At 65.5% G+C, this 24,047-nt stretch carries 17 protein-coding genes and 1 pseudogene; 12 read left to right on the forward strand and 6 right to left on the reverse strand.

Annotation, left to right across the window (positions count from 1 at the left end):
* Positions 1-69 precede the first annotated feature (69 nt).
* Positions 70-1,212 (reverse strand): MBL fold metallo-hydrolase, encoded by a 1,143-nt coding sequence (locus tag P6U28_RS34785; protein ID WP_129144567.1) that lies wholly within the window; start codon positions 1,210-1,212, stop codon positions 70-72.
* Between the two features lie 776 nt (positions 1,213-1,988).
* Positions 1,989-4,010 (reverse strand): YgiQ family radical SAM protein, encoded by a 2,022-nt coding sequence (locus P6U28_RS34790; protein ID WP_129144568.1) that lies wholly within the window; start codon positions 4,008-4,010, stop codon positions 1,989-1,991.
* Between the two features lie 101 nt (positions 4,011-4,111).
* Here P6U28_RS34790 and P6U28_RS34795 point away from each other — a divergent pair, with 101 nt between their 5' ends.
* Positions 4,112-4,396 carry a hypothetical protein gene (locus P6U28_RS34795; protein WP_129144569.1) on the forward strand — a complete coding sequence of 95 codons (285 nt, stop codon included), beginning with the start codon at positions 4,112-4,114 and terminating at the stop codon, positions 4,394-4,396.
* A 6-nt stretch (positions 4,397-4,402) separates the two neighbouring features.
* Here P6U28_RS34795 and P6U28_RS34800 read toward each other — a convergent pair whose 3' ends face one another.
* Entirely contained in the window at positions 4,403-5,098 is a 696-nt protein-coding gene (locus P6U28_RS34800; RefSeq protein WP_122405979.1) for a GntR family transcriptional regulator, read from the reverse strand.
* Positions 5,099-5,105: 7 nt separating this feature from the next.
* Positions 5,106-6,518 carry an FAD-binding oxidoreductase gene (locus P6U28_RS34805; protein WP_129144570.1) on the reverse strand — a complete coding sequence of 471 codons (1,413 nt, stop codon included), beginning with the start codon at positions 6,516-6,518 and terminating at the stop codon, positions 5,106-5,108.
* A gap of 177 nt (positions 6,519-6,695) precedes the next feature.
* Here P6U28_RS34805 and P6U28_RS34810 point away from each other — a divergent pair, with 177 nt between their 5' ends.
* The 6 genes from P6U28_RS34810 (at position 6,696) to P6U28_RS34835 (ending at position 15,724) form a co-directional block, all read left to right on the forward strand.
* Positions 6,696-7,580, forward strand: a complete 885-nt coding sequence (locus P6U28_RS34810; protein ID WP_164937039.1) for a dihydrodipicolinate synthase family protein — start codon at positions 6,696-6,698, stop codon at positions 7,578-7,580.
* Positions 7,581-7,791: 211 nt separating this feature from the next.
* Positions 7,792-10,113 carry a TonB-dependent siderophore receptor gene (locus P6U28_RS34815; protein WP_407120662.1) on the forward strand — a complete coding sequence of 774 codons (2,322 nt, stop codon included), beginning with the start codon at positions 7,792-7,794 and terminating at the stop codon, positions 10,111-10,113.
* 5 nt (positions 10,114-10,118) lie between these two features.
* Positions 10,119-11,312 (forward strand): PepSY-associated TM helix domain-containing protein, encoded by a 1,194-nt coding sequence (locus P6U28_RS34820; RefSeq protein WP_407123139.1) that lies wholly within the window; start codon positions 10,119-10,121, stop codon positions 11,310-11,312.
* 71 nt (positions 11,313-11,383) lie between these two features.
* On the forward strand, positions 11,384-12,616 hold the full coding sequence (locus tag P6U28_RS34825) for a rhodanese-like domain-containing protein (RefSeq protein ID WP_122405975.1): 1,233 nt from the start codon (positions 11,384-11,386) through the stop codon (positions 12,614-12,616).
* A 125-nt stretch (positions 12,617-12,741) separates the two neighbouring features.
* Positions 12,742-13,986 (forward strand): phosphoglycerate dehydrogenase, encoded by a 1,245-nt coding sequence (serA, locus tag P6U28_RS34830; RefSeq protein ID WP_209295470.1) that lies wholly within the window; start codon positions 12,742-12,744, stop codon positions 13,984-13,986.
* A gap of 76 nt (positions 13,987-14,062) precedes the next feature.
* On the forward strand, positions 14,063-15,724 hold the full coding sequence (locus P6U28_RS34835) for a tannase/feruloyl esterase family alpha/beta hydrolase (protein ID WP_209295471.1): 1,662 nt from the start codon (positions 14,063-14,065) through the stop codon (positions 15,722-15,724).
* Positions 15,725-15,763: 39 nt separating this feature from the next.
* On the opposite strand, the gene P6U28_RS34840 is transcribed toward P6U28_RS34835, so the two are convergent.
* Positions 15,764-17,365 (reverse strand): DHA2 family efflux MFS transporter permease subunit, encoded by a 1,602-nt coding sequence (locus tag P6U28_RS34840; RefSeq protein ID WP_283811070.1) that lies wholly within the window; start codon positions 17,363-17,365, stop codon positions 15,764-15,766.
* Positions 17,331-18,581 (reverse strand): HlyD family secretion protein, encoded by a 1,251-nt coding sequence (locus tag P6U28_RS34845; protein WP_407120663.1) that lies wholly within the window; start codon positions 18,579-18,581, stop codon positions 17,331-17,333. Before P6U28_RS34845 ends, P6U28_RS34840 begins: the two co-directional genes overlap by 35 nt.
* Before the next feature lie 141 nt (positions 18,582-18,722).
* Here P6U28_RS34845 and P6U28_RS34850 point away from each other — a divergent pair, with 141 nt between their 5' ends.
* The 5 genes and pseudogenes from P6U28_RS34850 (at position 18,723) to P6U28_RS34870 (ending at position 23,891) form a co-directional block, all read left to right on the forward strand.
* Positions 18,723-19,334 (forward strand): TetR/AcrR family transcriptional regulator, encoded by a 612-nt coding sequence (locus tag P6U28_RS34850; protein WP_312016188.1) that lies wholly within the window; start codon positions 18,723-18,725, stop codon positions 19,332-19,334.
* A gap of 48 nt (positions 19,335-19,382) precedes the next feature.
* The gene (locus P6U28_RS34855) at positions 19,383-19,847 is read left to right on the forward strand and encodes a MarR family winged helix-turn-helix transcriptional regulator (RefSeq protein ID WP_209295522.1); all 465 of its coding nucleotides are present in this window, start codon (positions 19,383-19,385) and stop codon (positions 19,845-19,847) included.
* A 13-nt stretch (positions 19,848-19,860) separates the two neighbouring features.
* Positions 19,861-20,631, forward strand: coding sequence for an enoyl-CoA hydratase (locus tag P6U28_RS34860; protein WP_122405970.1), 771 nt, complete (start codon positions 19,861-19,863; stop codon positions 20,629-20,631).
* 117 nt (positions 20,632-20,748) lie between these two features.
* Positions 20,749-22,827 (forward strand): annotated as a pseudogene (locus P6U28_RS34865) (methyl-accepting chemotaxis protein).
* Positions 22,828-22,952: 125 nt separating this feature from the next.
* Entirely contained in the window at positions 22,953-23,891 is a 939-nt protein-coding gene (locus tag P6U28_RS34870) for a dihydrodipicolinate synthase family protein (protein ID WP_129144576.1), read from the forward strand.
* Positions 23,892-24,047 lie beyond the last annotated feature (156 nt).

Genomic DNA, 24,047 nt, shown 5'->3' on the forward strand with positions numbered 1-24,047 from the left:
GTACCCGCGAGCGGCCAGCAATTGCTCCCCGTTCGGCGAGCGCGCGAGGATTGCGTGTGTCCTTATCGCTCAGGCATGGAAGATGAAGCGTGTGCCCGTGTAGGAGCGCAGGAGCTTGTTCGGCATCTCGGCCTTTGCCATTTCGTAGAACGGCTCACCAGTGCAATGCAGTGGAATGACGTAGTCGATATCGAGACCCTTCAGCGCTGCGATCGTCTCGCGCACATAGTCCTCCTTGTAGGGTGCGAGGTGGAAACCGCCGATCACCGCATGAACCTTGCTAATACCCGAAGCCGCTTGGGCTTGTTTGATTGCGTTGATGACCCCCCGATGGCTGCAGGAGGTCAATACGATCAACCCGCGACCCTTCAAATTGAACGCGGTGGCGATCTCGTGCCGGAACTGGTCCGGGATGACAGCCTTCGTCCGTTCGTCCTCCGGAAGCTTGTCAGCATAGCATCCAATGCCGTGGTCCACGCCGATCTTCATGGCGCTGGGCGAGAGCAGCTTCTCGAAGCTCGTCTGACCGATAGGGCCGGTGGAGAAGCCGTGGTCGGCAACCGATGCCGGCCCTTCTACATACGTCACCGCAACATTGGCGTCTTCGAGTGCTTTTCGATCCAGGGCTCCGAAGTCGCCGCGCACCGGCGGAGCCGTCCATTCCCGCGAGCAGAATGCCTCCTCGCCGCCGATGTAAATCGGCAGCTTGGCTTTGAACTTGCCGTTGTTCTGCTTCAGGAAGCCGGCGAGGCCGCCGAAATGATCGTAGTGACCGTGGCTCAAGACAAGGGCGTCGAGCGCAGCCGGATCGATGCCGACGAGATGGGCATTATTCACCAGCGCATCAGGGGTGAAGCCGAAGTCGACCAGGATATTTCGTGTTTCGGCGCCACGCCGCGACTCGACATGCATCGACAGGCCGAACTCACTGATCAGCGTCTTGCCGGGCGGCTTGCCTTCGCCGATGCCCCAGCCGAAGTGCTCGATGTCGACATCGGCGATCTTCCGGCTCGGTGCCACAGCGAATTGGTAGCTGTCGACGACGACGCGCACTGCCACGCGCTCGATCTCCGGAACCTTGCCGGTGATCGTTTCTGCGCGCACCGGCTTCCCGCTGCCGATCAGCGTGGCCACAATGGCGCTGAACAGGGCCGCGCCGCCGCCGCACACGACGTCGCGTCGATGAATTGCGTTGCACGAGCAAATTAACATGGTCAAATCCTCACCTTGCGTCGCCTTCGCTGCCGCAAGGCGTCATGCGCAACCGCGCTCCGGGGCGGAGGCGTTGGGGTGCCGAACACGCCAGCGCCTGGCAGCCCGCACATGAGGATTGGACGCATCCTATCCCGCGCGGGATAGTGTGGCGAGTCGCATTGGTCTGCTCCGGGTCAATCGCGTCGACTTAGCTACATCCTCGGCGCGTCCGGTATGGCCTTAACTGCTGACGTGCCGGACGCGATCTCGATCTTCGCCTTAGCGCTACAGGCGACCTCAGCTTGCTCAGCGTGTGCGGCCCGGAGTCACCCCACCGGTACTCTGCGCCTTCGACGAAGCATCAATCATTCCGCCGCGAGTGCTCGGCTCTCATTCGGTCTCGCAAGGCGATCTCACCTGCAGCCGCCAAGTCTGCAATGGATTGCGAGCCTCCTATCACGCTGAAGGCGGCTGACTTCCGCGTAGCCTTGGAAACTCTTGATACGGAGCTGCGCGGGGCTCGCGCTATCCTGGTTCTTCCGATGCTGCCATCCTGCTCCTGTTTTGCCCGACGGTGCAACAGTTTCGTAAAATCAGCAGAATGCGCAGCGGCCTTTCGAAAAGATCATGCTTGATCGACGAGCGAAGGCGCGGTGGCGATCCATCCCATTTCATCGCGCTGTAAGCCGTTGATTTTGCTGCCCCCGGCTACTGTGCATGGGGTTGTTTTCGAGCTTTTTGTTTGGAGGTGCGAAAGCGCCACGCCGAACCGGACCTGATCCGGCCTTCGCCCGCTACTTCATCACCCTCAGCCCCTTGGTCGTGAACCGCTGCGTCTTGCCGCCCGGACGCACCGGCCGCCGCGTGCCGGCGGCCTTGCCGGTGCCGGGCGGCTGGTGGGCGGGGACGAGCTGGTGGGGCTGCGAGCCGATCAGGTCGGCGCGGCCCATCTCTTTCAGCGCCTCGCGCAGCACCGGCCAATTGTCGGGGTCGTGGTAGCGCAGGAAGGCCTTGTGCAGGCGGCGCTGGCGCAGACCCTTGATCGCCTCGACCTTGTCGCTGCCGCCGTGGCGCACGCCGCGCAAGGGGTTGACGCCGGTGTGGTACATCGCCGTGGCGGTCGCCATCGGCGAGGGCAGGAAGGTCTGCACCTGGTCGGCGCGATAGCGGTTCTTCTTGAGCCAGAGCGCGAGGTTCATCATGTCCTCGTCGGTCGTGCCCGGATGCGCCGCGATGAAGTAGGGGATCAGATAATATTTCTTGCCGGCGCGTTCGGCCGCTTCATCGAACATCCGCTTGAACTTGTTGTAAGCGCCGATGCCCGGCTTCATCATCTTGTCGAGCGGGCCGCGCTCGGTATGCTCGGGCGCGATCTTCAGATAGCCGCCGACGTGATGGGTGACGAGCTCCTTGATGTATTCGGGGCTCTCGACCGCAAGGTCGTAGCGCACGCCGGAAGCGACCATCACCTTCTTGATGCCCTTGGTCTCGCGCACCTTGCGATAGAGCCGGATCAGATCGTCATGCGAGGTGTTGAGGTTCGGGCAGATCTCGGGGAAGACGCAGGACGGCCGCCGGCACGCCGCCTCGACCTTCGGGTCCTTGCACGCCATCCGGTACATGTTGGCGGTGGGGCCGCCGATGTCGGAGATGACGCCGGTGAAGCCCGGCGTCTTGTCGCGGATGCGTTCGATCTCGCGCAGGATCGAGCCTTCCGAGCGGTTCTGGATGATGCGGCCCTCATGCTCGGTGATCGAGCAGAAGGTGCAGCCGCCGAAGCAGCCGCGCATGATCGTCACCGAGAATTTGATCATCTCCCAGGCGGGGATTCTGGCATCGCCGTAGGACGGGTGCGGGGCGCGCGCGTAAGGCAGGTCGTAGACCGCGTCCATCTCCTCGGTGGTGAGCGGGATCGGCGGCGGGTTGAGCCAGAGATCGCGGTCGCCATGACGCTGCACCAGCGGCCGTGCGTTGCCGGGATTGCTCTCCCGGTGCAGCACGCGCGAGGCGCGCGCATAGGCCTCGCGGTCCTGCTCGACCTGCTCCAACGCGGGCAGCCGGATCACGGTCAAGCCCTTCTGGCGCGTTGCGCCTTCGTCGGCGGAATCGAGATCGTCGGCGTGCAGCTCGGCGTAATCCTGGGGGACCTTGCGGAACAGCGCGACGCCCCTGATGTCGTCCAGCTCGCGCGGCGTTTCGCCGGCGGCGAGGCGATGCGCCACCTCGACGACGGCGCGCTCGGCATTGCCGTAGAGCAAGAGGTCCGCCTTGGCGTCGGCCAGCACCGAGCGGCGCACCTTGTCGGACCAGTAATCGTAATGCGCGATCCGGCGCAGCGAGGCTTCGATGCCGCCGAGCACGATCGGGGTGTCCTTGAACGCCTCGCGGCAGCGCTGGGCGTAGACGATGGTGCAGCGGTCCGGCCGCTTGCCGCCTTCGCCGCCGGCCGTATAGGCATCGTCGCTGCGGAGGCGCCGGTCCGCGGTGTAGCGGTTCACCATGGAATCCATGTTGCCGCCGGTGACGCCGAAGAACACCCGCGGCTTGCCGAGTGCCTTGAACGGCTCGGCCGAGTGCCAGTCCGGCTGCGCGATGATGCCGACCCGAAAGCCCTGCGCCTCCAGCAGGCGGCCGATGATCGCCATGCCGAAACTCGGATGGTCGACATAGGCATCCCCCGTCACCAGCACGATGTCGCAGGCATCCCAGCCGAACGCATCCATCTCGGCGCGGCTCATCGGGAGGAACGGCGCCGGCTTGCGCGGCTGCGCCCGGGCCATCAGCGGTTTTTCGGCGGTGATCATCTGGGTGTCCATGGCGCCTACGCATAGGGCCCCGAGGCCACGAATTCAACCGATCGATGTGTCGCCGGGTGCGACGGTCAGCCGAGGGGTTCCGGTCGCAACGCGACGGACCGATGCGGTCCGAGGAACCAACCGCGCCTGCGAACATTCTGCTTGAGGGTTCGAAACGAGCCCGGGTCGCGTGCGCCCTCAATCTCGGCGTTCGTGACATCGCCTCTGGCGATGGGGGAATTGTGAGCACGGTCATAGAGAACTTGCTGACGCGGAAACAGAAGCTCGTTGAGGAACTCGAGAAGGCGCAAGCCGTCGAGGACCGCGACAGGATCGAGCATCAACTCGAACAGATCAACACCGCGCTGGATTTCCTGGACAGGCCGGGACCGAAGGATGGGACGTAGTGGCGCTTAACCGACCTTCAGCGCCTCTACCTTCAGCGCCTCTACTTTCAATGCCTTGGCATAGACCACGCCCGAATTGGTGATATGCGTCGTCATCAGGTCTTCGAAGGCGGCGAATTCGCCGCGTGCGAACAAATCGAGCAGCTTGCGATGCTCGTCGAAGGACGTGCGGGTGCGCACGTCGATCGGTGAGGTCAAATTGGTGCGGAGCGCGGCGACGCGGCCAGAGACGAGCTGATAGGATTCGGCGAGATAGCGGTTGCCGCAATGGGCGAACAGCGCCTCGTGGAAGGCGGCATCGGCGCGGCCATAGGCGATGTTGTCCTTCGCCGTGACCGCGGGCTCCATCGCCGCGATCGCTGCGCTCATCGCCGCAATCGTACCGTCGCGGTCGTGGCGGAAGGCGAGCTCGGCCGCCTTGGGCTCCAGCGCGATGCGGAAGGTGCAGAGCGCATTGATGTCCTCGGCGCTCGGCGTGAACACGAAGCTGCCGACCTGCGGCCGGATCACGACGAGGCCTTGCGCCTGCAACTGTCCCATCGCCTCGCGCACCGGCGTGCGGCTGACGCCGAAGGAACTTGCCACCATCTCCTCGGAGATGGCGGCGCCGAGCGCGAACTCGCCATCGATGATGGCCTGGCGCAGCCGCTGCATCACGCGCAGCGCCAGCGATTTCGGCGTATCGAGCTTGAGCGATCGCATGGTGCCCTCAGATCACCTTGCCGGGATTGAGCAGGTGATCGGGATCGAGCGCAGCCTTCAGGGTGCGCATCAGCGCGATCTCGGCCTCGCTCCTGGCATGGCCCAGCCACTGCTTCTTCAGCGTGCCGATGCCGTGCTCGGCGGAGACGCTGCCACCCATCTCGCGCACCAGACCGTAGATGATCGCGTCCATCTCCTCCTTCGGCTGCTGCGCGACGGAGAGGCCGGTGACCCAGGAGACGAGATGCAGATTGCCGTCGCCGATATGGCCGTAATAGACGCTCTCGCAGCCATTGATGCCGTCCGCGAGCGCGGCCTTGCAGCGCGTGACGAACTCGTCCATGCGCTTGACCGCAAGGCCGATGTCGTAGGAGATGTGCGGGCCCAGCACCTGGCCGAATTCCGCGCAGATGTCGCGCACGCGCCAGAAGGCTTGCGTCTGCGCCAGCGATTGCGCGACAGCGGCGTCGGCGAGCAGCCCGCGCTCCATCAGTTCTTCGAGCCAGCTTTGGAAGCGCGGCGCATCGATGCTCTCGTCGGTGCCCTGCGCTTCCACCAGCACGTAAAGGCCGTGACCTGCTGCGACCGGCGGCTTCACGCCGGCGCGCATCGTGATCACGTCCCAATAGTCCGGCCACATCACCTCGAAGGCCGACAGCAGCGGGCCGAGCCCCGAGCGCGCGGCATCCAGCAGCGCGATCACCGCGGCATAATCCTTCAGCGCGCAGAGCGCGGCCATGGTCGAACGCGGCTTCGGAAACAGCTTGAGCACCACACGGGTGACGATGCCGAGCGTGCCTTCCGAGCCGATGAAGAGATGCTTCAAATCGTAACCGGCGTTGTTCTTCATCAGCTTGTTGAGATTGGTGATGATGGTGCCGTCAGGCAGCACCACTTCCAGGCCAAGCACCAGCTCGCGCGTCATGCCGTAGCGGATCACGCGGTTGCCGCCGGCATTGGTGGAGAGATTGCCACCGATCGCACACGAGCCGCGCGAGCCGAGATCGAGCGGAAAGAAGAAGCCGGCCTCGTCCGCAGCCTTCTGGATCGTCTCCAGCGGCGTGCCTGCCTTCACGGTCATCGTCGCGGAGGCGCGATCGATCTCCTCGATGCCGGTCATGCGCTCCAGCGAGATCGCGACCCAGCCCGCTTCGGGCGAGGCGCCGCGGCATAGGCCGGTCAGTCCGCCCTGCGGCACGAAGGGGAGCCGCGCCTGCCGGCAGGTCGCGATGGCATCGGCAACGCCCTGCGCATCGAGCGGCCGGATCACCGCAAGCGGGGTTTGCGGCAGGCTCGCGCTCCAGTCGTTGCAATTGCGCGCCGGCACCTCGCTGCCGGTCAGTACCGCGGCCGCGCCGAGCCTGTCGCGCAACGCGCCGAACACTTGGTCAGGGCCTTCAATGGGGGTCACCATGTTCATGCGAGACCTCCTCTGGATTCGGCTGCGCCTCATGCGCGCCGTGACGGTGGAAAGGGTTTGCACGCGTCTTGTATGTAAGGTACAAGATCAAAAGTAAAGTAAAAACAGGGCTTCGGAAGCGCGGAAGATCATTGGGGATCAGCGGCTTAGTTCGGGGCGGCAGCAAAGGGCGGTGTGATGACGGAGGCAATTCGCGGGTTCTGGGTGGCGTCGGCGACGCCGCTGGCGGCCGATGGCAGTGTGGATCACGCCCGGCTCGCCGGCCATGCCAAGCACCTCTTCAGCAAGGGCGTCGAAGGCGTCGTCCTGTTCGGCACCACCGGCGAAGGCACCTCATTCAACGCCAGCGAGCGCGTCGCAACCATCGAAGCCATGCTCAAGGCCGGCGTCGCGCCGGAGCGCATCGGAATCGGCGGCGGCTTCCCCGCCATCACCGACAGCATCGCTCTGACGCGCGCCGTGCTCGGCCTCGGCCTGCGTCACGTGCTGCTGCTGCCGCCCTATTTCGACCGCAACGTCACGCCTGAAGGCATTGAGGATGCCTTTGCCGCGATCATCGATGGTGTCGCCGACGACCGGCTGCGCGCCTCGCTCTATCACATCCCGCAGGTCTCGGGCGTCGCGATCCCGACGACAGTTGCCGCCAGCCTGCGCCGGCGCTACGGCAAGATTGTCGCCGGCCTGAAAGACTCCAGCGGCGACTTCAAACAGTTCCAGGCGTTCCGCAATGCCGCGCCCGAGCTCGCCATCACCGTCGGCAACGAAGCCGACATCGCCCGCGCGATCGCCGCGGGCGGCGCCGGCACCATTTGCGGCATGGCCAATGTCGTGCCGGAGCTGGTCAAGGGCATGCTCGATGGCAGGGATGTCGAGGCGCGCATGCAGGCGGCGATCGACGTCGTGGTGAAGACGCCGTCTCTGGTCGCGACGTTGAAGGCGATCCTCGCCGTGCAGACCGGCGATAGGGGCTGGTTGCGCGTGCGCCCGCCGCTCCGCGCGTTGTCCGACGGCACTGCGTTCAAGCAGAAGCTCGACGCGTTGATCGCGCCTGCGCTCGCGTGAGCCTGCGCAAGATCGCGCCGCGCGGCCGCGAACGCGCGTGCCGCGCCCTGCCCTCGGCGTGACGGCGATTGGCGATTGCCATTCAGCGCCGCCTATTCTTAGAACGATTCAACACTAGAGCGATTCAAGTCCGCTCACGGTTCTCTTCACGCATGGCGGCTGTTAGACGCGCGAGCTTCAATGCGGTGTCTGACCTGGAAGTGAATCGAACGTGCGTGCTCATCTGGGTGGTCGCGACAGCGGCCATCGAATTCGTGCCGGCAAGAGCCGTGCAGGTCTTCTCATCGGAGCAGCGGTGCTGCTCGCCGAATGCCCCTCCACCCCGACGACCGCGCAGGCGCAATCAGCTCTGCCGCCGGTGACCGTGGACGCGCCGGCACAGCGGCCGAAGTCAGCGCGCGCATCGGATCAGTCTTCACGCCGCACGCAAGCCGCGCGCCAGCCCAATCATAATCCCGCCCCCGCAGCGCCGACGCCCTCGGAGCGTGCCGCCGCGGAGGCCGCCGCACAGCAGGCCGCAAAGCTCGGCTACCGCGCGACGCCGAGCGCGACCACGCTGCGCAGCGGCGCCTCGCCGCTCGACACCTCGCAGGCCGTCAACGTCGTGCCCGAGCAGGTGCTGAGGGACCAGCTGCCGCGCAACATCGACGATGCGCTCATCAACGTCTCGGGCATCACCCAGACCAACACGCTCGCCGGCACGCAGGACGCCGTGATCCGCCGCGGCTTCGGCGACAATCGCGACGGCTCGATCATGCGCAACGGCATGCCGCTGGTGCAGGGCCGCAGTCTCAATCCCGCAGTCGAGAGCGTCGAAGTGCTGAAGGGGCCGGCCTCGCTGCTCTACGGCATCATGGATCCCGGCGGCATCGTCAACACCATCAGCAAGCGCCCCGAACTCTATCAGCACGGCTCCGTCACACTGCTCGGCTCAGCCTACAATTCGTCCAAAACCGGCGCCGACGGCCTGCTCGACGTCACCGGCCCGATCGGCGATCATGGCCTTGCCTACCGCTTCATCGGCTATGGCGTCAGCGAGGATTACTGGCGCAATTTCGGCCGCCATCGCGAGATGCTGATTGCACCGTCGCTCGCGTGGTACGGCCAGAATACCACGGTGCAGCTCAACTACGAGCATCGCGGGTTCATCACTCCGTTCGACCGCGGCACGGCCTTCGTCAACGGCGCGCCGCTGGCGATCCCGGCGACGCGTCGGCTCGACGAGCCCTACAACAACATGTGGGGGACGTCCGACCTGATTCAGGCCTCCATCGAGCATCGCCTCAATCAGGACTGGAAGCTTTTTGCCGGCTACAGCTACAACACCGAGACCCTCAGCGCCAACCAGCTCCGCGTCACCGGCGTCAACGCGAAGACCGGCGTCGAAACGCGCAGCAATGACGGCACGCAGGGTTCGCTCAGCAATTCGAGCTACGGCACATCCTACATCTCGGGCGGCTTCTGGCTCGGCGACATGCGCAACGAGGTGCTGTTCGGCGGCGACGGCCAGTATCGCACGATCTACCGCGATAATCTGATCCGGCAGGCGGCCCCGTCGTTCAATGTCTACAACCCGGTCTACGGTCTGATCGGGCCGGGCACGACGGTTTCGAATAGCGACAGCGCCCAGACCGACAAGCTCGGCCAGTGGTCGTTGTTCTTCCAGGACACGTTGAATTTGACCGAGCGTTTCGCGCTGGTCGGCGGCGTGCGCTACATGGATTATGATCAGCTCGCCGGGCGCGGAAAGCCGTTCAAGACCAACACCAACGTTTCGGCGGATGCGGTGCTCCCGCTCGGCGGCGCGATCTTCAAGCTCACCGAACAGATCTCGCTTTACGCGAGCTACACCCAGTCGCTGAAGCCGAACTCGACCATTGCTCCATTGAGCAATGGCGGTGGCGTCGTGCTCGGATCGAACATCGCGCCCGAAGAGGGCACGCAGTACGAGACCGGACTCAAGTTCGATCTCAACAAGCGCCTCTCGGGTACGGTCGCGGTCTACGACATCGAGAAGCAGAACGTGCTGGTCAGCCAGCTCAACACCGTAGCCGGTCTCAACGTGTACACCGCGGCCGGCAAGGTCCGTTCGCGCGGCCTCGAGATCGACGTCACCGGCCGGCTCTCCGACGATTGGAGCATGATCGGAAGCTATGGTTACACCGATGCGCGTGTGACCGAGGATCCGACCTATGCGGGCAAGCAGTTGCAGAACGTTGCGATGAACACGGCTTCGCTCTATCTGGTCTACGATCTTGGCACGGTGTTTCCTGGCCAGCTCAGGCTCGGCGGCGGCGCGCGCTATCTCGGCGACCGGCCTGGCGATGCGTCGAACACGTTCGTGCTGCCGTCCTATGTCCTCGCGGATATCTTCGCGACTTATGAGACGAAGCACCAGGCACTGCCGGTCATCTATCAGCTCAACGTCAAGAACCTGTTCGACACCGTCTACTATGCCTCCGCTCAGAACAATCTGGGCGTCGCCATCGGCGATGCAAGACGCGTATCGCTGTCGGCAACTGTGAAGTTCTAGCGATGATGCGGCTGCGTGGGCACACGATCAAGGCGGTCCTGCTCCAGGTCCATTCCATCGCGGGGCTCGTGCTCGCGCTGCTGCTCGCCCTGATCGCGCTGACCGGCGCGATCATGAGTTTCGAGGACGAGATCGTCGATCATCTGAACGCCGACATCATGCGCGTCATACCGCGCGAGATGCGGCCGCTGACGCCTGATGACCTGATCGCGCGACTGAAGGCAGCGCAAGACGTCGGCAAGGTCTCGGCCGTCACGCTGTCGAGCGATCCGGCGGCGGCCGTCCATGTCCGCTTCGCGCGCGACGAACACGGCGGCCGGCCGGCCTCGCTCTATGTCGATCCCTACGACGCGCGTGTGCTGGGCCTGCCACGTGGCGAGGCGTTCTTCGCGACCGTGCGCAGGCTGCACCGCTGGCTGCTGATCCCCGGTGACGCCAGGGGCTGGGGGCGCCCGATCACCGGCACCGTCGCGCTCGGTCTGGTCGTCATGCTGATTTCGGGTCTCGTGCTGCGCTGGCCGCGTCGCGCCGGCAGCGTCAAGACGTGGCTGAAGCCGAATCTCGGGCTCAGCGGCCGCGGCTTGCACCGCTCGCTTCATGCGGTGATCGGCACCTGGGTCCTTCCGGTCTATCTGGCGATGACGCTCACCGGGCTGTGGTTCTCCTTCGAATGGTACAAGGATGGGCTCATCTGGCTGTTGTCGCGTCCGCAGGTTGCTGCTGCGAAGATGCCGCCCAAGATGCCACCAAAACCGTCCCGTGGGGCCGACCGTTCCGAGCCGGCTCAGCCGATCGGATTCGATCGGGCATGGACGACGTTCCAGCGCGAGGAGGGGGACCGCTTCTCCAGGGCCTTGCTGACGCTGCCGGCCGGCCCAGGCACCGTGATTCGGATCCGGTCGTGGGGGAAGGACCGCACGCTCGAGGCCACGCGTGACGAATTTCGCATCGATGCGGCTGCCGGGCAGCTGGTCTCCGCCGAGCGCTACGACGACAAGAGGTTCGGCGAGAAGATCATCGCGGCGATCTACGACATCCATCGCGGCGCGATCCTGGGGTGGCCGGGCAAGCTCGTTTTCATGATTGCGGCAGTCTTGATGCCGCTGTTCTCGGTCACGGGCATCCTGCTCTATCTGTCGCGCCGCAAGCTGCGGCGCCCGGCACAGCGCCCGCTTGGGCGCCTCGTTCCCGGCGAATGAGCCGGCAAGGCTAGCCAACGCGCTCTCAATCGTTCAAAAGCCCATGGCCTGTCCTTCCCAGGGTCCACGCCATGAAGCTCCCGACCGTCACTCCCGCCGATATCCGCCGCGTACTGCTCCTGCGCGAAGAAATCGCGCTGCTCGATCTCAGATGCGAGGCGGCCTTCGCGACCGGCCATCCGCTGTTCGCCGCCAACATGGCGGCGGACCGGATCGCGGTCGAGGCGCAGGTGCGGCTGCCGCGCAAGGATGTGCCGATCGTGCTCTATGATGACGGGGAGGGGCTGGTCGCGACCGGAGTCGAGCGCCTGGCGGCGCTCGGCTACACCAATATCAGCACACTCGACGGCGGGCTGACGGCCTGGCGCGCTGCGGGCTTTGAGCTGTTCGAGGACGTCAATTCCTACTCGAAAGCGTTCGGCGAACTGGTGGAGTCGCGCCGCCACACGCCCTCGCTGAGCGCCGACGAGGTCGCAAAGCTCATCGCCGACAAGGCCAACATCGCCATCCTCGACGTCCGCCGTTTCGACGAATATGCGACCATGAACATCCCGGGCTCGGTCAGCGTGCCCGGCGCGGAGCTGGTGCTCCGGGCGGGACGAGCCGCACCCGATCCCGAGACGACGATCATCGTCAACTGTGCGGGCCGCACCCGCTCGATCATCGGCACCCAGTCGCTGATCAATGCCGGCGTGCCCAACAGGGTCCGCGCGCTGCGCAACGGCACCATCGGCTGGACGCTGGCGCGCCATGCGCTCGATCACGGCGCCGACAGGCGAGGCGCAATCGGTCCGTTCGAGGGTGGCCCGGCCAATGCCCGCGATGTCGCTTATCGCGCCGGTGTCCGCCACATCGGAGCGAACGAGATGTCGGCGCTTGCCGCGCAGACCCATCGTACGCTGTATCGCTTCGACGTACGCGATGCCGAGGAATATGCAGCCGGCCATCTCCCCGGCTTCCGCCATTATCCCGGCGGCCAGCTCGTCCAGGAAACCGACATGGCCGCGCCCGTGCGCGGTGCGCGCATCCTCCTGACCGACGACAGATGCGTCCGCGCCGACATGACGGCGTCCTGGCTGGCGCAGATGGGCTGGGAAGTCTATGTGCTCGAAGGCGGCTATGACGGTGCGCTCGAGGTCGGCCCGCCGCAACTCTTGCCAAAGCCGGATCCGGCACACCGCTACCGCCGCCCCTACGAAGGCACTGATGTTGCCGAAGCCGCGATGCAGGCCTATCTCGACTGGGAATACGGCCTCGTCGAGCAGCTCCGCCGCGACGGCACGCACGGGTTCTACGTGATTTGACCGAGTCGGTGGGATGCCAAGCCCACCCATCGCCTCGCCATCTTCTCCCCGTGTCCAAGCCCTATTGTGCTGCGCACCGCCCGCGGTCTATGAGCTGCGGCAAAGCTGCTATTTACGGAGATTCCATGTCAGCCCCAGGCCAAAGCCCTGAGCGAAGCGCCAAGGCGCTGCTGCTCGAAGGCGTCAATGACAGCGCCGTGGACCTGTTCCGGAGCGCGGGCTTCAGCAATGTCGAGCGGCTGACCAAGGCGCTGGACGGCGAGGACCTGCGGCGCACTCTCAAGGGCGTGTCGCTGCTCGGCATCCGCTCGCGCACCCAGATCACCGATGAGGTGCTCGCCGCCGCCGACCAGCTTCTCGCGGTCGGCTGCTTCAGCGTCGGCACCAACCAGGTCGATCTCTCGGCGGCGCGCAAGCGCGGTATTCCGGTGTTCAACGCGCCGTTCTCCAACACGCGCAGCGTCGCCGAGCTCGTGATCGGCGAGATCGTGATGCTGCTGCGGCGGATCTTTCCGCGCTCGGTGTCAGCCCATGCGGGGGGCTGGGACAAGTCGGCGACCGGCAGCCGCGAGGTGCGCGGCCGCACGCTCGGCATTGTCGGCTACGGCAATATCGGCTCGCAGCTTTCGACCCTGGCCGAAGCCATGGGCATGCGTGTGATCTATTTCGACCGCACCGACAAGCTTCGTCACGGCAACACCGAGCCGGTCGAGAGGCTGGAGGAGTTGCTGGCGCAGAGCGACATCGTCAGCCTGCACGTGCCGGAGACGCCGGAGACTGCAGGCATGATAGGCGAGAAGGAGCTGCGGGCGATGAAACCGGGCTCGTTCCTGATCAACAACAGCCGCGGCACTGTGGTCGATCTCGACGCACTCGCGCGCGCCTTGCGCGACGGCCATCTTGCCGGTGCGGCAATCGACGTGTTTCCGGTCGAGCCCTCGTCGAACGCCGAACGCTTCAAGAGCCCGGTGCAGGGTCTGGAGAACGTCATCCTCACGCCGCATATCGGCGGCTCGACCGAAGAGGCGCAGGAGCGGATCGGCGGCGAGGTGGCGCGCAAGCTGGTCGACTATTTCATCACCGGCTCGACCATGGGCGCGGTGAACTTCCCCGAAGTGCAGTTGCATCTTCGTCCCTCCGGCGCGCGCTTCAGCCATGTCCATCGCAACGTGCCGGGCATGCTGCGGCGGCTGAACGAGGTCTTCCTCCAGCGCGACATCAATATCGCCGCGCAGTATCTGGAGACCGCCGGCGACCTCGGCTATGTCGTGCTCGACGCCGATCTCGGTGGTCAGGACTCCGGCGAGCTCCTCCAGCAGATCCGCGCCCTCGACGGCACCGTCGGCGCGCGGCTGGTGTTCGAGCACTAGAGGCTTGTTGACGGCCCTCGGGAGGTCGCATTCAATGTGGTCTCCTGACAGATCGAACAACAGCTGGGTGGAAACGATGACTCTGACGAGGGCGAAGCTGTGCGCATGGCTCGTGGGGACGGCAGCTGCGCTGAGCGCGAACGCCGCGCTCGCCGCGACATTGCCTAAGGACGCGGAGACCGTCTGCAAGGGGCTCAATGGCGGCACTGACGCCGTGAAGATCGATTCCGCAGCGTTGCAGGCACCCTCGCAGCTCGCCGTCGCCGAACGTGGGCCGACCCCGTCCGGGCGCATCACGCCCGTCAATCCAGCCTTTTGCAAGGTGCTTGGCCATATCGACCCCGTTGATCCCAAGGCGCCGCCGGTCAAATTCCAGGTCAACCTTCCCGTCGAATGGAACGGCCGCTCGCTGCAATATGGCGGCGGCGGCTTCAACGGTGTGCTGATCACGGGGCTTGCGCTGCCGCCAGCCTATCCCTTCGACAAGCCGTCGCCGCTCGCGCGCGGCTTCGTCACCTACGGCACGGACTCCGGCCACGAATCCAAGCCGGGCGAGCCGCCGCAGCTGTTCGCGCTGAACGACGAGGCTTTCGAGAATTTCGCCCATCGCGCCTACAAGACGGTGCGCGATGCAGCCGTCGCGTTGATGCAGCGCGCTTACGGCAAGAAGCCGGAGAAGATGTACTTCATAGGCTCGTCCGAAGGCGGCCGCGAAGGCCTCACCATGGCGCAACGCTACCCCGACGATTTCGACGGCATCTTCGCCCGCGTGCCCGTGATCAACTGGGTCGGCCTGCAGCATGCCGGCACGCGCTCCGGCCTCGTCAGCATGGGCGAGGGCTGGATCAATCCGGCGCAGGTGAAGCTGGTCGCCGATGCGGTGCGCGCGGCCTGCGACAAGGCCGACGGCTCCGACGACGCGCTGGTGCAGAACCCCGTCGCCTGCAAGGCGGCATTCAAGGTCGAGACGCTGCGCTGCGCGGCGGGCCAGAGCGGCGACCAGTGTCTCACCGATGCGCAGATCAAGGCGGTGAACACGCTGCACGCCACGTACAAATTTCCGTTCGTGCTCGCCAATGGTCTCGACGATTATCCGGGTTGGGGCGTGTCGGGCGAGGACACGCCGGCGGTCGGGCCGACCGGCGGCTGGGTTGCGTGGTGGCTCGGCACCGCGCCGCCGGCGCAGCCGCCTGCGCCGAACAACGGCATCGCCTGGATCTACGGTGCCGGGGGCATTCAATATGTGTTCGCGCGTGATCCGAAGCTCGACGTCACCACCTACAAGGTGGAGGACCACAAGGCGCGGCTGCTCGAGGTCTCGAAGCTGATGGATTCGACCGATCCCGATCTCAGCCGCTTTCGCGCGCGGGGCGGCCGGCTGATCATGCTCGAACACATGGCCGACTATGCGCAGAGCCCCTATGCCGGCATCCGCTATTTCGAAAGCGTCGAGCGCAAGATCGGCAAGGCAGAGACGGCGGAATTCGCGCGGCTCTACACCGCGCCCGGCGTCGATCATGTCGGCTCCGGCGCGCCGGCCAATGTCGACATGCTGAGCGTGCTGGTCGACTGGGTCGAGAACGGCAAGGCGCCCGGCGACCTCGAAGTCAGCGAGCAGAAGGTCGAGGCGCCGTCCTTTGCGGTGACCCGCTCGTTGCCGCTGTGCCGCTGGCCGGCCTGGCCGCACTACAAGAGCGGCCCGGTGACGGAGGCGTCGAGTTTTGCCTGCGCGCCGTGAGTTTTCACCTCTCCTCGCAAGCGGGGAGAGGTGAAAAGCCTAATGCGCGCCACCACCGGCACCCGCCGCCCTTACCCGCCGCGTCAGAAGCACCGCGATCGCGGCGAGCACCAGCACCACGCCGATCACCGCAAAGGTGTCGGAATAGCCCATCACCAGCGCCTGGCGTTTCACCGTCTTGCCGAGCGCGATGATGGCCTGCTCGCGTGCGGCATTGGGATCGGGGACGCCGTGGGCCATGAAATAGTCCGTCATCTGCACAATGCGGCTGCGGACCTCCTCGCGGCCGAGCGTGACGGAATGGCCGATGATGTTGGAGTGGAATTGCTCGCGCTTGGTGACGATGGTGGCGAGCACCGCGGTGCCGATGGCGCCGCCGAGGTTGCGCATCATGTTGGAGATGCCAGAGGCGGCCGCCGCATCCTGCGGCGCGACGCTGCCGAGGCTGAGCGCCGAGAGCGGCGCCAGCGTCAGCGCTTGGCCGACCGCCCGCACGATATTGGGCACCAGGAACTGATCGCCGGAATAATCGAGCGACATCTGGATGTTCATGAAGGAACTCGCGGCGAATAGCAGCAGGCCGACGGTGGCGACATAGCGGCCGTCGAACCGCTGCATCAGCTTCGGCACCAGCGGAATCAGCAGGAGCTGCGGCAGGCCGGTCCAGGCCAGCACGTTGCCGATCTGCTCGGCATTGTAGCCCTGCACCTGACCGAGATAAGCGGGCAGGAGATAGACCGAGCCGAACAACGCGAAGCCGAGGAAGACAGCCGCGATCGTGCCGATGCCGAAATTCCACTGCGTCAACAGGCGCAGGCGCAGCAGCGGCTTCTCCACCACGAGCTCGTTGACGATGAACAGCGACAGGCTGACCGCGGCAATGACCGCGAGACGCACGATGAAGGGTGAGCCGAACCAGTCGTCCTTGTTGCCTTCCTCCAGCACGGCCTGCAGCGAAGCGAGGCCGATCGCCATGGTGGCGATGCCGAACCAGTCGCCTTCGCGCAGCAGAGTGAGGTTGAGCGGTCGGCGCTCCAGCGTGAAGAACAGCGTGGTCACCATCACCGCGGTCGGCAGCACGTTGACGAAGAAGATGGTCTGCCAGCCGTAATTCTCGGTGAGAAAGCCGCCGATGGTCGGGCCGATCGCGGGTGCGAACGTCACGGCGAGCGAGAACATGGCAAGACCGATCGGCTGCTGGCCCTTCGGCAGCTTGGTGAACACCAGCGTGAAAGCCATCGGAATCAGCACGCCGCCGAAGAAGCCCTGAAGACCTCGCATCGCGATCATCGACGGCAGATCGTGGGTGAAGGCGCAGGCGACCGAGAAGGCGGCGAACAGGCTCGCGAAACCCAGGATGATGTTGCGGAACGAGAACACCCGCGACAGATAGTCGGTCAGCGGAATGACGATGATCTCGCCGATCAGGTAGGACGTCGAGATCCAGGATCCGTTGTCGGCGCCGGTGCCGATGCCGCCTTCGATGTTGAGCAGCGAGGCGTTGGTGATCTGGATGTTCAGGATCGCCATGAAGGCGCCGATCATCGCCGCGAACACGGCGATCCAGATCGTGGCGCTGGCCCGATTGGGGTCGGCAGCGACGCGCTCAGGCGTCGCGGCCGGAATTGCTTGTGCTGGCATCGATATTGAGAGGCTGTTTGACATGGCACGACCCTCCGGAAACAGGTTTTGCTTTGGGCGTCGCTGCCGCCTGAGCGGTCGGCGCCGAGCGCGTTGCGATCGTCGGGATCACGGACATGCCGGGCCGCAGCTCGATCGCAGGCGCGGTCTCGGCGTCCAGCGCGATCTTCACGGGAATGCGCTGCACGATCTTGGTGAAGTTGCCGGTGGCGTTGTCGGGCGGCAGCAGCGCGAACTCCTGGCCGCTGGCCGGCGCGATGGAATCGACGTGCCCATGCACGACCTGGCCCGGGAACGTGTCGACCTCGATCTCGACGCTCTGTCCGGCGTGGACGTGGGTGAGCTGCGTCTCCTTGAAATTGGCGACCACATAGGCGCCCGTGGCCGGCACGATCGACATCAACTGCGTGCCCGCCTGCACATACTGGCCGATGCGCAAGGTGCGATTGCCGACGACGCCGTCGATCGGCGAGACGATCGTGGTGTAGCCGAGATTGAGCTCGGCCTGTTGCTGGACTGCGGCTGCGCGCGCGGCGGCGGCCCTGGCTTGCACGATCTCGGCCTTGAGCAGATCGACCTGCTTCTGTGCGGAGATGAGGTTGGCGTTGTCGCGCGCGATCGCGGCGTCCGCGCCGGCATCGCGCGCCTGCGCCTGCTGCGCATTCTGCACGCTGCCGTAACCGGTCCTGGCGAGATCGGTGTAGCGCTTGTTCTCCTGCTGCGCGAAAATCTTCGCGGCGGTGTCGACATCGATGGTCGCCTTTGCGGCCGCGATCACCGCTTCCTGAACCTCGAGCTGGGCCTGCTTGCTGGTCACCGTCGCGTTCGCGGCGGCGACGTCGGCCTTGGCCTGATCAAGCGCGACGCGGAAGTCGCGGTCGTCGATCCGGGCCAGCATCTGGCCGGCCTTCACATGCTCGTTATCGGCGACCAGGACGCGGTCGAGATAGCCGCTGACCTTCGGCGCGATGGTGGTGTTGTCGGCCTTCACATAGGCGTCATCGGTGGAGACGAGGAAGCGGCCGACGGTCCAGTAGTCGTAGCCGTACCAGCTCGCGCCGGCGAGCGCGATGGCGGCCACGCCGGCCAGCAACAGCTTGCGAAGGTTCAGCTTTCGGCGCGGAGCGGGGGTCGGCGCGGCGGGCAGGATGCCCTCGGGCGGGCTGGTTGGCACCACGATGGTTTCACTCTTGGACGGGTTGGTGTGCACGGTCATGGCCGGGTCCCTGAATTAGGAAACTTGACGATTTCCAAAATAGGACTAGCTTGGGGAGAGTCAATGGAATGACAGGCATCATCTAAAAACATGGCTCAGGCAAACCCGTCATCAGAAGGCCGTCCGCGCGGGCGACCGCCGGTGCGCAGCGACGACGAGACGAAGCGGATCGTGATCGAGGCGGCACGGCACGCCTTCGCCGTCGACGGCTACGCAGCAACCAGCACCGAAGAGCTGGCGCGTGGCGCCGGCATCTCCACCAAGACTCTCTATCGGCTGTTTCCGAGCAAGGCGGCGCTGTTCGAGGCGATGTGCGCAGATCGGCTCGACCGGTTGCTCTCCGACGTCAATCTTCACGCCAACAATCAGGCCGACATCGAAACGAGCCTGGCTGCCGTGCTTGTCGCCTGTGCCGATCTCGCGCTCGATCCGGAGGTCGTGGCGCTGCAGCGTATGGTGCTGCAGCAGTCGGCCACGTTTCCCGACCTTGCCGCGAATTTCTACAGGGACGGCATCTCCCGTACGGCGGCGGCACTCGCGGGCTGGCTCCGCGATCAAGTTAAGAAGAAGCGCATCACGCTCGAAAACGTCGATGAAGCCGCCGGGATGATGATCGGCATGATGGTGTCGGCGCCGCAGCGTGCTGCGATCTATGCGAACCTGACATTGCCCTCACGCAAGGAGATCGAGAAGCGGGCGAAGGTATGCGCCGCAATTCTGCTCGACGGCTGTCGCGGGCCGTTGGGCAACTAAGCGACGGCAGGTTTTGACAATCCGCCGGAGCTCGACTATATGTTTCGCATGCGAAATAAATCGCCAGAGGCGAGGCATCACCGGCTGATCTACCTGCTCAACGTCGCACAGCGGCGTTTGCAGCGCTGGATGGCGGCGCAACCGCAAAATGAGGTGACGCCGGCGCAGGCCGGGCTGCTGTTCATTCTCGGCAAGCAGGATGGCATTCTCATGGGCGAGGCGGGCGCGGCGCTCGACATGGGGCCGGCCGGGATTTCCGGGCTGGTTGATCGCAGTGCTGCGGCAAGGCTGGTCGAGCGCAGGGCCGATCGCGAGGACGGACGCGCCTTTCGCGTGTGGCTGACCCCGAAGGGATGGACCGTGCTGGCGCAGGCGAAAGCTGCCGCGGCGGAAGTCAACGCGGCGCTGACGGACGGATTCACGGCTGCGGAGATCGACATCGTCGCGCGCTGGCTGACCAGCATTCAGGACAAGTTTCCAAGATCTTCAGAAGCAAGACATTCAGACGAATAGAAGGAGCAGAGCCATGACCGAGCATGTCCGGATCGAGAATAGCGACCGAATTCTCACCCTCACGCTGGCGCGTCCCGACAAGAAGAACGCGCTGACCGATGCGATGTACGGCAAGCTGGCGGATGCAATCGAATCCGCCGAGTTCGATCCGTCCGCTCGCGTGATCCTGATCCGCGGCGAGGGCGACATGTTCACTGCCGGCAACGACGTCGGCGAGTTCGCCGCAGTTGCCGCCGGCAAGTCCGAAGGCAGCCGCAACGTCGTGCGCTTCATCCAGTCGCTGGCCCGCTGCACGCGGCCGCTGGTTGCGGCCGTGCAGGGCCGTGCCGTTGGCGTCGGCACCACGATGCTGCTGCATTGCGATCTCGTCGTGCTTGCCGAGGACGCGCAATTGTCGACGCCGTTCGTCAGCCTCGCGCTGGTGCCGGAGGCCGCGTCCAGCCTGTTGATGCCGGCACGCATCGGCTACGCCCGCGCCTACGAGATGTTCGCGCTCGGTGAGGCCGTTCCTGCCAAGTCGGCGCTGGAATGGGGCCTCGCCAACCGCGTGGTGCCGCTCGACAAGCTCGATGCCGAGGCGCTCGCGCTCGCCCAGCGTCTCGCCCGCCAACCGGCCGGTGCCCTCATCGCCACCAAGCGGCTGATGCGCAACGGCGAGGCACTGGTCGCGCAGATGCAGGCCGAGGGCGAGCAGTTCGCGCAGCGCCTGCGTACCGCTGAGGCGCGCGAGGCGTTTACGGCGTTTGCCGAGCGCCGGCCGCCGGACTTCACGAAGGTGGCGTGAGCCGGCTGCCTAAAAAGCCGGCAACTCCGGGACGCATATCACTCGAGATAAACCTTAACGAAAATTTGGCATGTTGCCGTGCAAGATGACTGCTCGCGACAAGCAGGTCTTCGGTCCATGTCAATTCTTAAGAAATCGGTAAGCACGCTCTCCTGGTCTTGATGGCTCTGCTGGCGGCTGGCGCGCTCACCAGCACGGCGATCCAGATGGCCGGAGCATTCGGCCGCTACAGCGACAGTCTCGAGACGGCCCGGCTTGCCGCCGCCGACAAGGCGATCTTCCATGGCGTGGTCGCGCTGCGCAACAATCGCGGCGACGCCCAGAGTGCGTTGCTTGGCGAGGACGATCCACGCGCCAAGCTCGATGCCGCCGATAAGGCCGAACACGCCGGCTATGACGCGATTGTCGCTGCGCTCGCGACGGTCGAATTCGCCCGGCGCGACAAGCTCGCCAGCACGCTGAAGCAGCGCTGGAGCGAGGCTGAAGAAATTCCAGCTTTTCTACGACGAGGCGAAGCAGCCGCGCGCCGAGCGCAAGCTGGAGCGTACCAGCATCTGGTACGATTCCATCACCAAGGTGATCGATACCGCCAACCTGGTCTCCACCGCGGTGTCGAACCGCGCCTGGATTAACGATCCGTTCATCGCCCGCATGATTCAGGTCCGCCGGCTCGCCTGGCAGGTGCGCGACCGCTACGGCATCCCGTGCTCGACGCTGCGGCCGAACGTCAACACCAGCAAGCCGCTCGACGAAAACCAGAAGCAGACGGTGGCCGGCTGGAACGGAACCGTTGCCTTCGGCTGGACCGGCATGGACGAACTGCTGGCCGCGCCCGACGTGGCCGCAGATCTGGTCGAGGCGGCGAAGGAGGCGCGGGCAAAGACCGACGGCGCGCTCAAGAAGATGGGAGAGATCACCAGGAATTTCGACGGCAGCGGCAAGCCCGCGATGCCCGCTGCGGAGTGGAATGCGCTGTGCCAGTCACCCTTCGCATCCATCGTCGCGATCGCCAGCAAAGCGCTCGACCTGTCGATCGCGCACGCCGAGGCCGTGCAGGCGAAGGCCCTGACCAATCTCATCGTGCAGTCTTTCGCGTTCCTGCTCGCGCTGGCCGTGATCCTGGCCGCCGTGTTCGTGGTGCGCAATCGCCTCATGCGGCCGGTGCGCGCAATCCTCAACGCGATCGCGCGCATCAGCGCCCGCGACTATGCGACACCGGTTCCGCAATCCCGGCATCCCGACGAGTTCGGCACCATGGCTGCTGCGCTCGAAAGCCTGCGCGAGAGCGCGGCGACCGCGGAACGGCTGGGCCAGGAACGCGAATCGCAGCAGGCGCTTCAGCTCGCCCGCTCCGGCACCGTCGATGCGGCCTGCCGCAGCTTCGACGATACCGTGCAGGCGGTCATCCAGAGCGTCGTGGCCTCGACGCGGGAGCTCGACGCGACCGCGACCGGCGTACGCTCGCTGGTCCTGGAATCGAGCAGCCAGACCGCCGCGGTCTCGTCCGCGGCCGAGCAAGCCACCAACAACCTCGAGACCATCGCGGCCGCGACCGAGGAGCTTTCCGCATCCGTCGGGGAGATCTCCGCACAGGTACAGTCGAGCGCACGCGAGGCCCGCGAGGCCGTGGCACAGGCCGAGCAAACCAACGCCATCGTCGAGATCCTCGATCAGACCGCGAGCCGCATCGGCGAGGTCGTGAAGATGATCAACGCCATCGCGGCCCAGACCAACCTTCTGGCGCTGAACGCCACCATTGAAGCTGCGCGCGCAGGCGAGGCCGGCCGCGGCTTCGCCGTGGTCGCCGGCGAGGTCAAGAGCCTCGCCTCCCAGACGGCCACAGCGACCGAAGAGATCTCGCGCCAGGTCGAGGAGATCCAGGGGGCCACCGGCCAGGCCGTCACCGCGATCCGCTCGATCGGCGGCGCCATCAGTGGCATCGACGAGAAGATGACGGCAATCGCCGCCGCCGTCGAGCAGCAGCGCGCGGCCACCACCGAGATCTCGCGAAATTTCCAGCAGGCAGCCCAGGGCACCCGCGAGGTCACCGACACCATCGGCAGCGTCGCGAGGCTCAACCAGGAGACCGGCAACGCCGGCACGGTGCTGTCGGACTCCGTCAAGAAGATGTCGGCCGATGCCGATCGTCTCCGCGTCGTGGTCGAAGGCTTCTTGGGAGCCGTGAAGACGGCATAATCTCGTCGTCTCTTCATCAGGTGTCGCGCGGGGCATTGCCGCCGGTCCGCGCGACGGGTAGATGTGTCAGCCACGCCGCGCGAGTGCGGCGACGGACGTAAGACACATCAGGGATGGAGAGTTCGATGCCGGTCACCCCCCACAAGGCCCAGCGCCCGTATCGCGGCGTGTTCCCGGTCGCGCCCACCATCTTCGACGAGCGCGGCGAGCTCGACCTCGAGGGCCAGCGCCGCTGCATCGACTTCATGATCGATGCCGGCTCACACGGTCTCTGCATCCTCGCCAATTTCTCCGAGCAGTTCGTGCTCACCGATGCCGAGCGCGAGACCGTGATGCATACGGTGCTGGAACATGTCGCTGGCCGGGTCCCCGTGATCGTCACCACGACGCATTTCAGCTCGGCCGTGTGCGCCGCGCGCAGCAAGCAGGCCGAAGCGGCGGGGGCCGCCATGGTGATGGTGATGCCGCCCTATCATGGCGCGACCTTCCGCGTGCCGGAGAAGGGCATCGTCGAGTTCTTCAAGGTGCTCTCGGGCGCGATCGACATTCCCATCATGATTCAGGATGCGCCGGTGGCGGGCACGCCGCTCTCGGTCGAGCTGCTGGCGCGGCTGTCGCGCGAATTCTCCAACATCCGCTATTTCAAGATCGAGGTGCCGGGCGCGGCTTCGAAGCTCCGCAGCCTGATCGAGGCCGGCGGCAAGGATATCGAAGGTCCCTGGGACGGCGAGGAGGCGATCACGCTGCTGGCCGATCTCGACGCCGGCGCCACCGGCGCCATGACCGGCGGCGGCTATCCCGACGGCATCCGCCAGATCATCGATCCCTATTTCGCCGGCGATCGCGAGAAGGCGAAGGCCGCCTACGAACGCTGGCTGCCGCTGATCAACTACGAAAACCGCCAATGCGGACTGATCGCCTGCAAGGTCATGATGCAGGCCGGCGGCGTGATCAAATCCGAGATGGTACGGCATCCCTTGCAGCCGCTGCATCCGGCGACGCGCGCCGGCCTGCTGGAACTCGCCAAGGAACGCGACGCGCTGGCGCTGCGGTGGGGGAAGTAGCGGCGCCAGACCATTCATTGTCGTCCCGGACAAGCGCGCAAGAAGCGCGCGCAGATCGGGGATCCATATCCACAGGGAGTGGTTTGGCGAAGACTTTGGGTTACCAGCTCGCGCCAAACTTCTCGCTGCGGATACGGGTCCTGGCTCCCGTGCGCA

This window comes from Bradyrhizobium sp. STM 3561, assembly GCF_045571455.1.
GTDB classification, from domain to species: Bacteria; Pseudomonadota; Alphaproteobacteria; order Rhizobiales; family Xanthobacteraceae; genus Bradyrhizobium; species Bradyrhizobium vignae.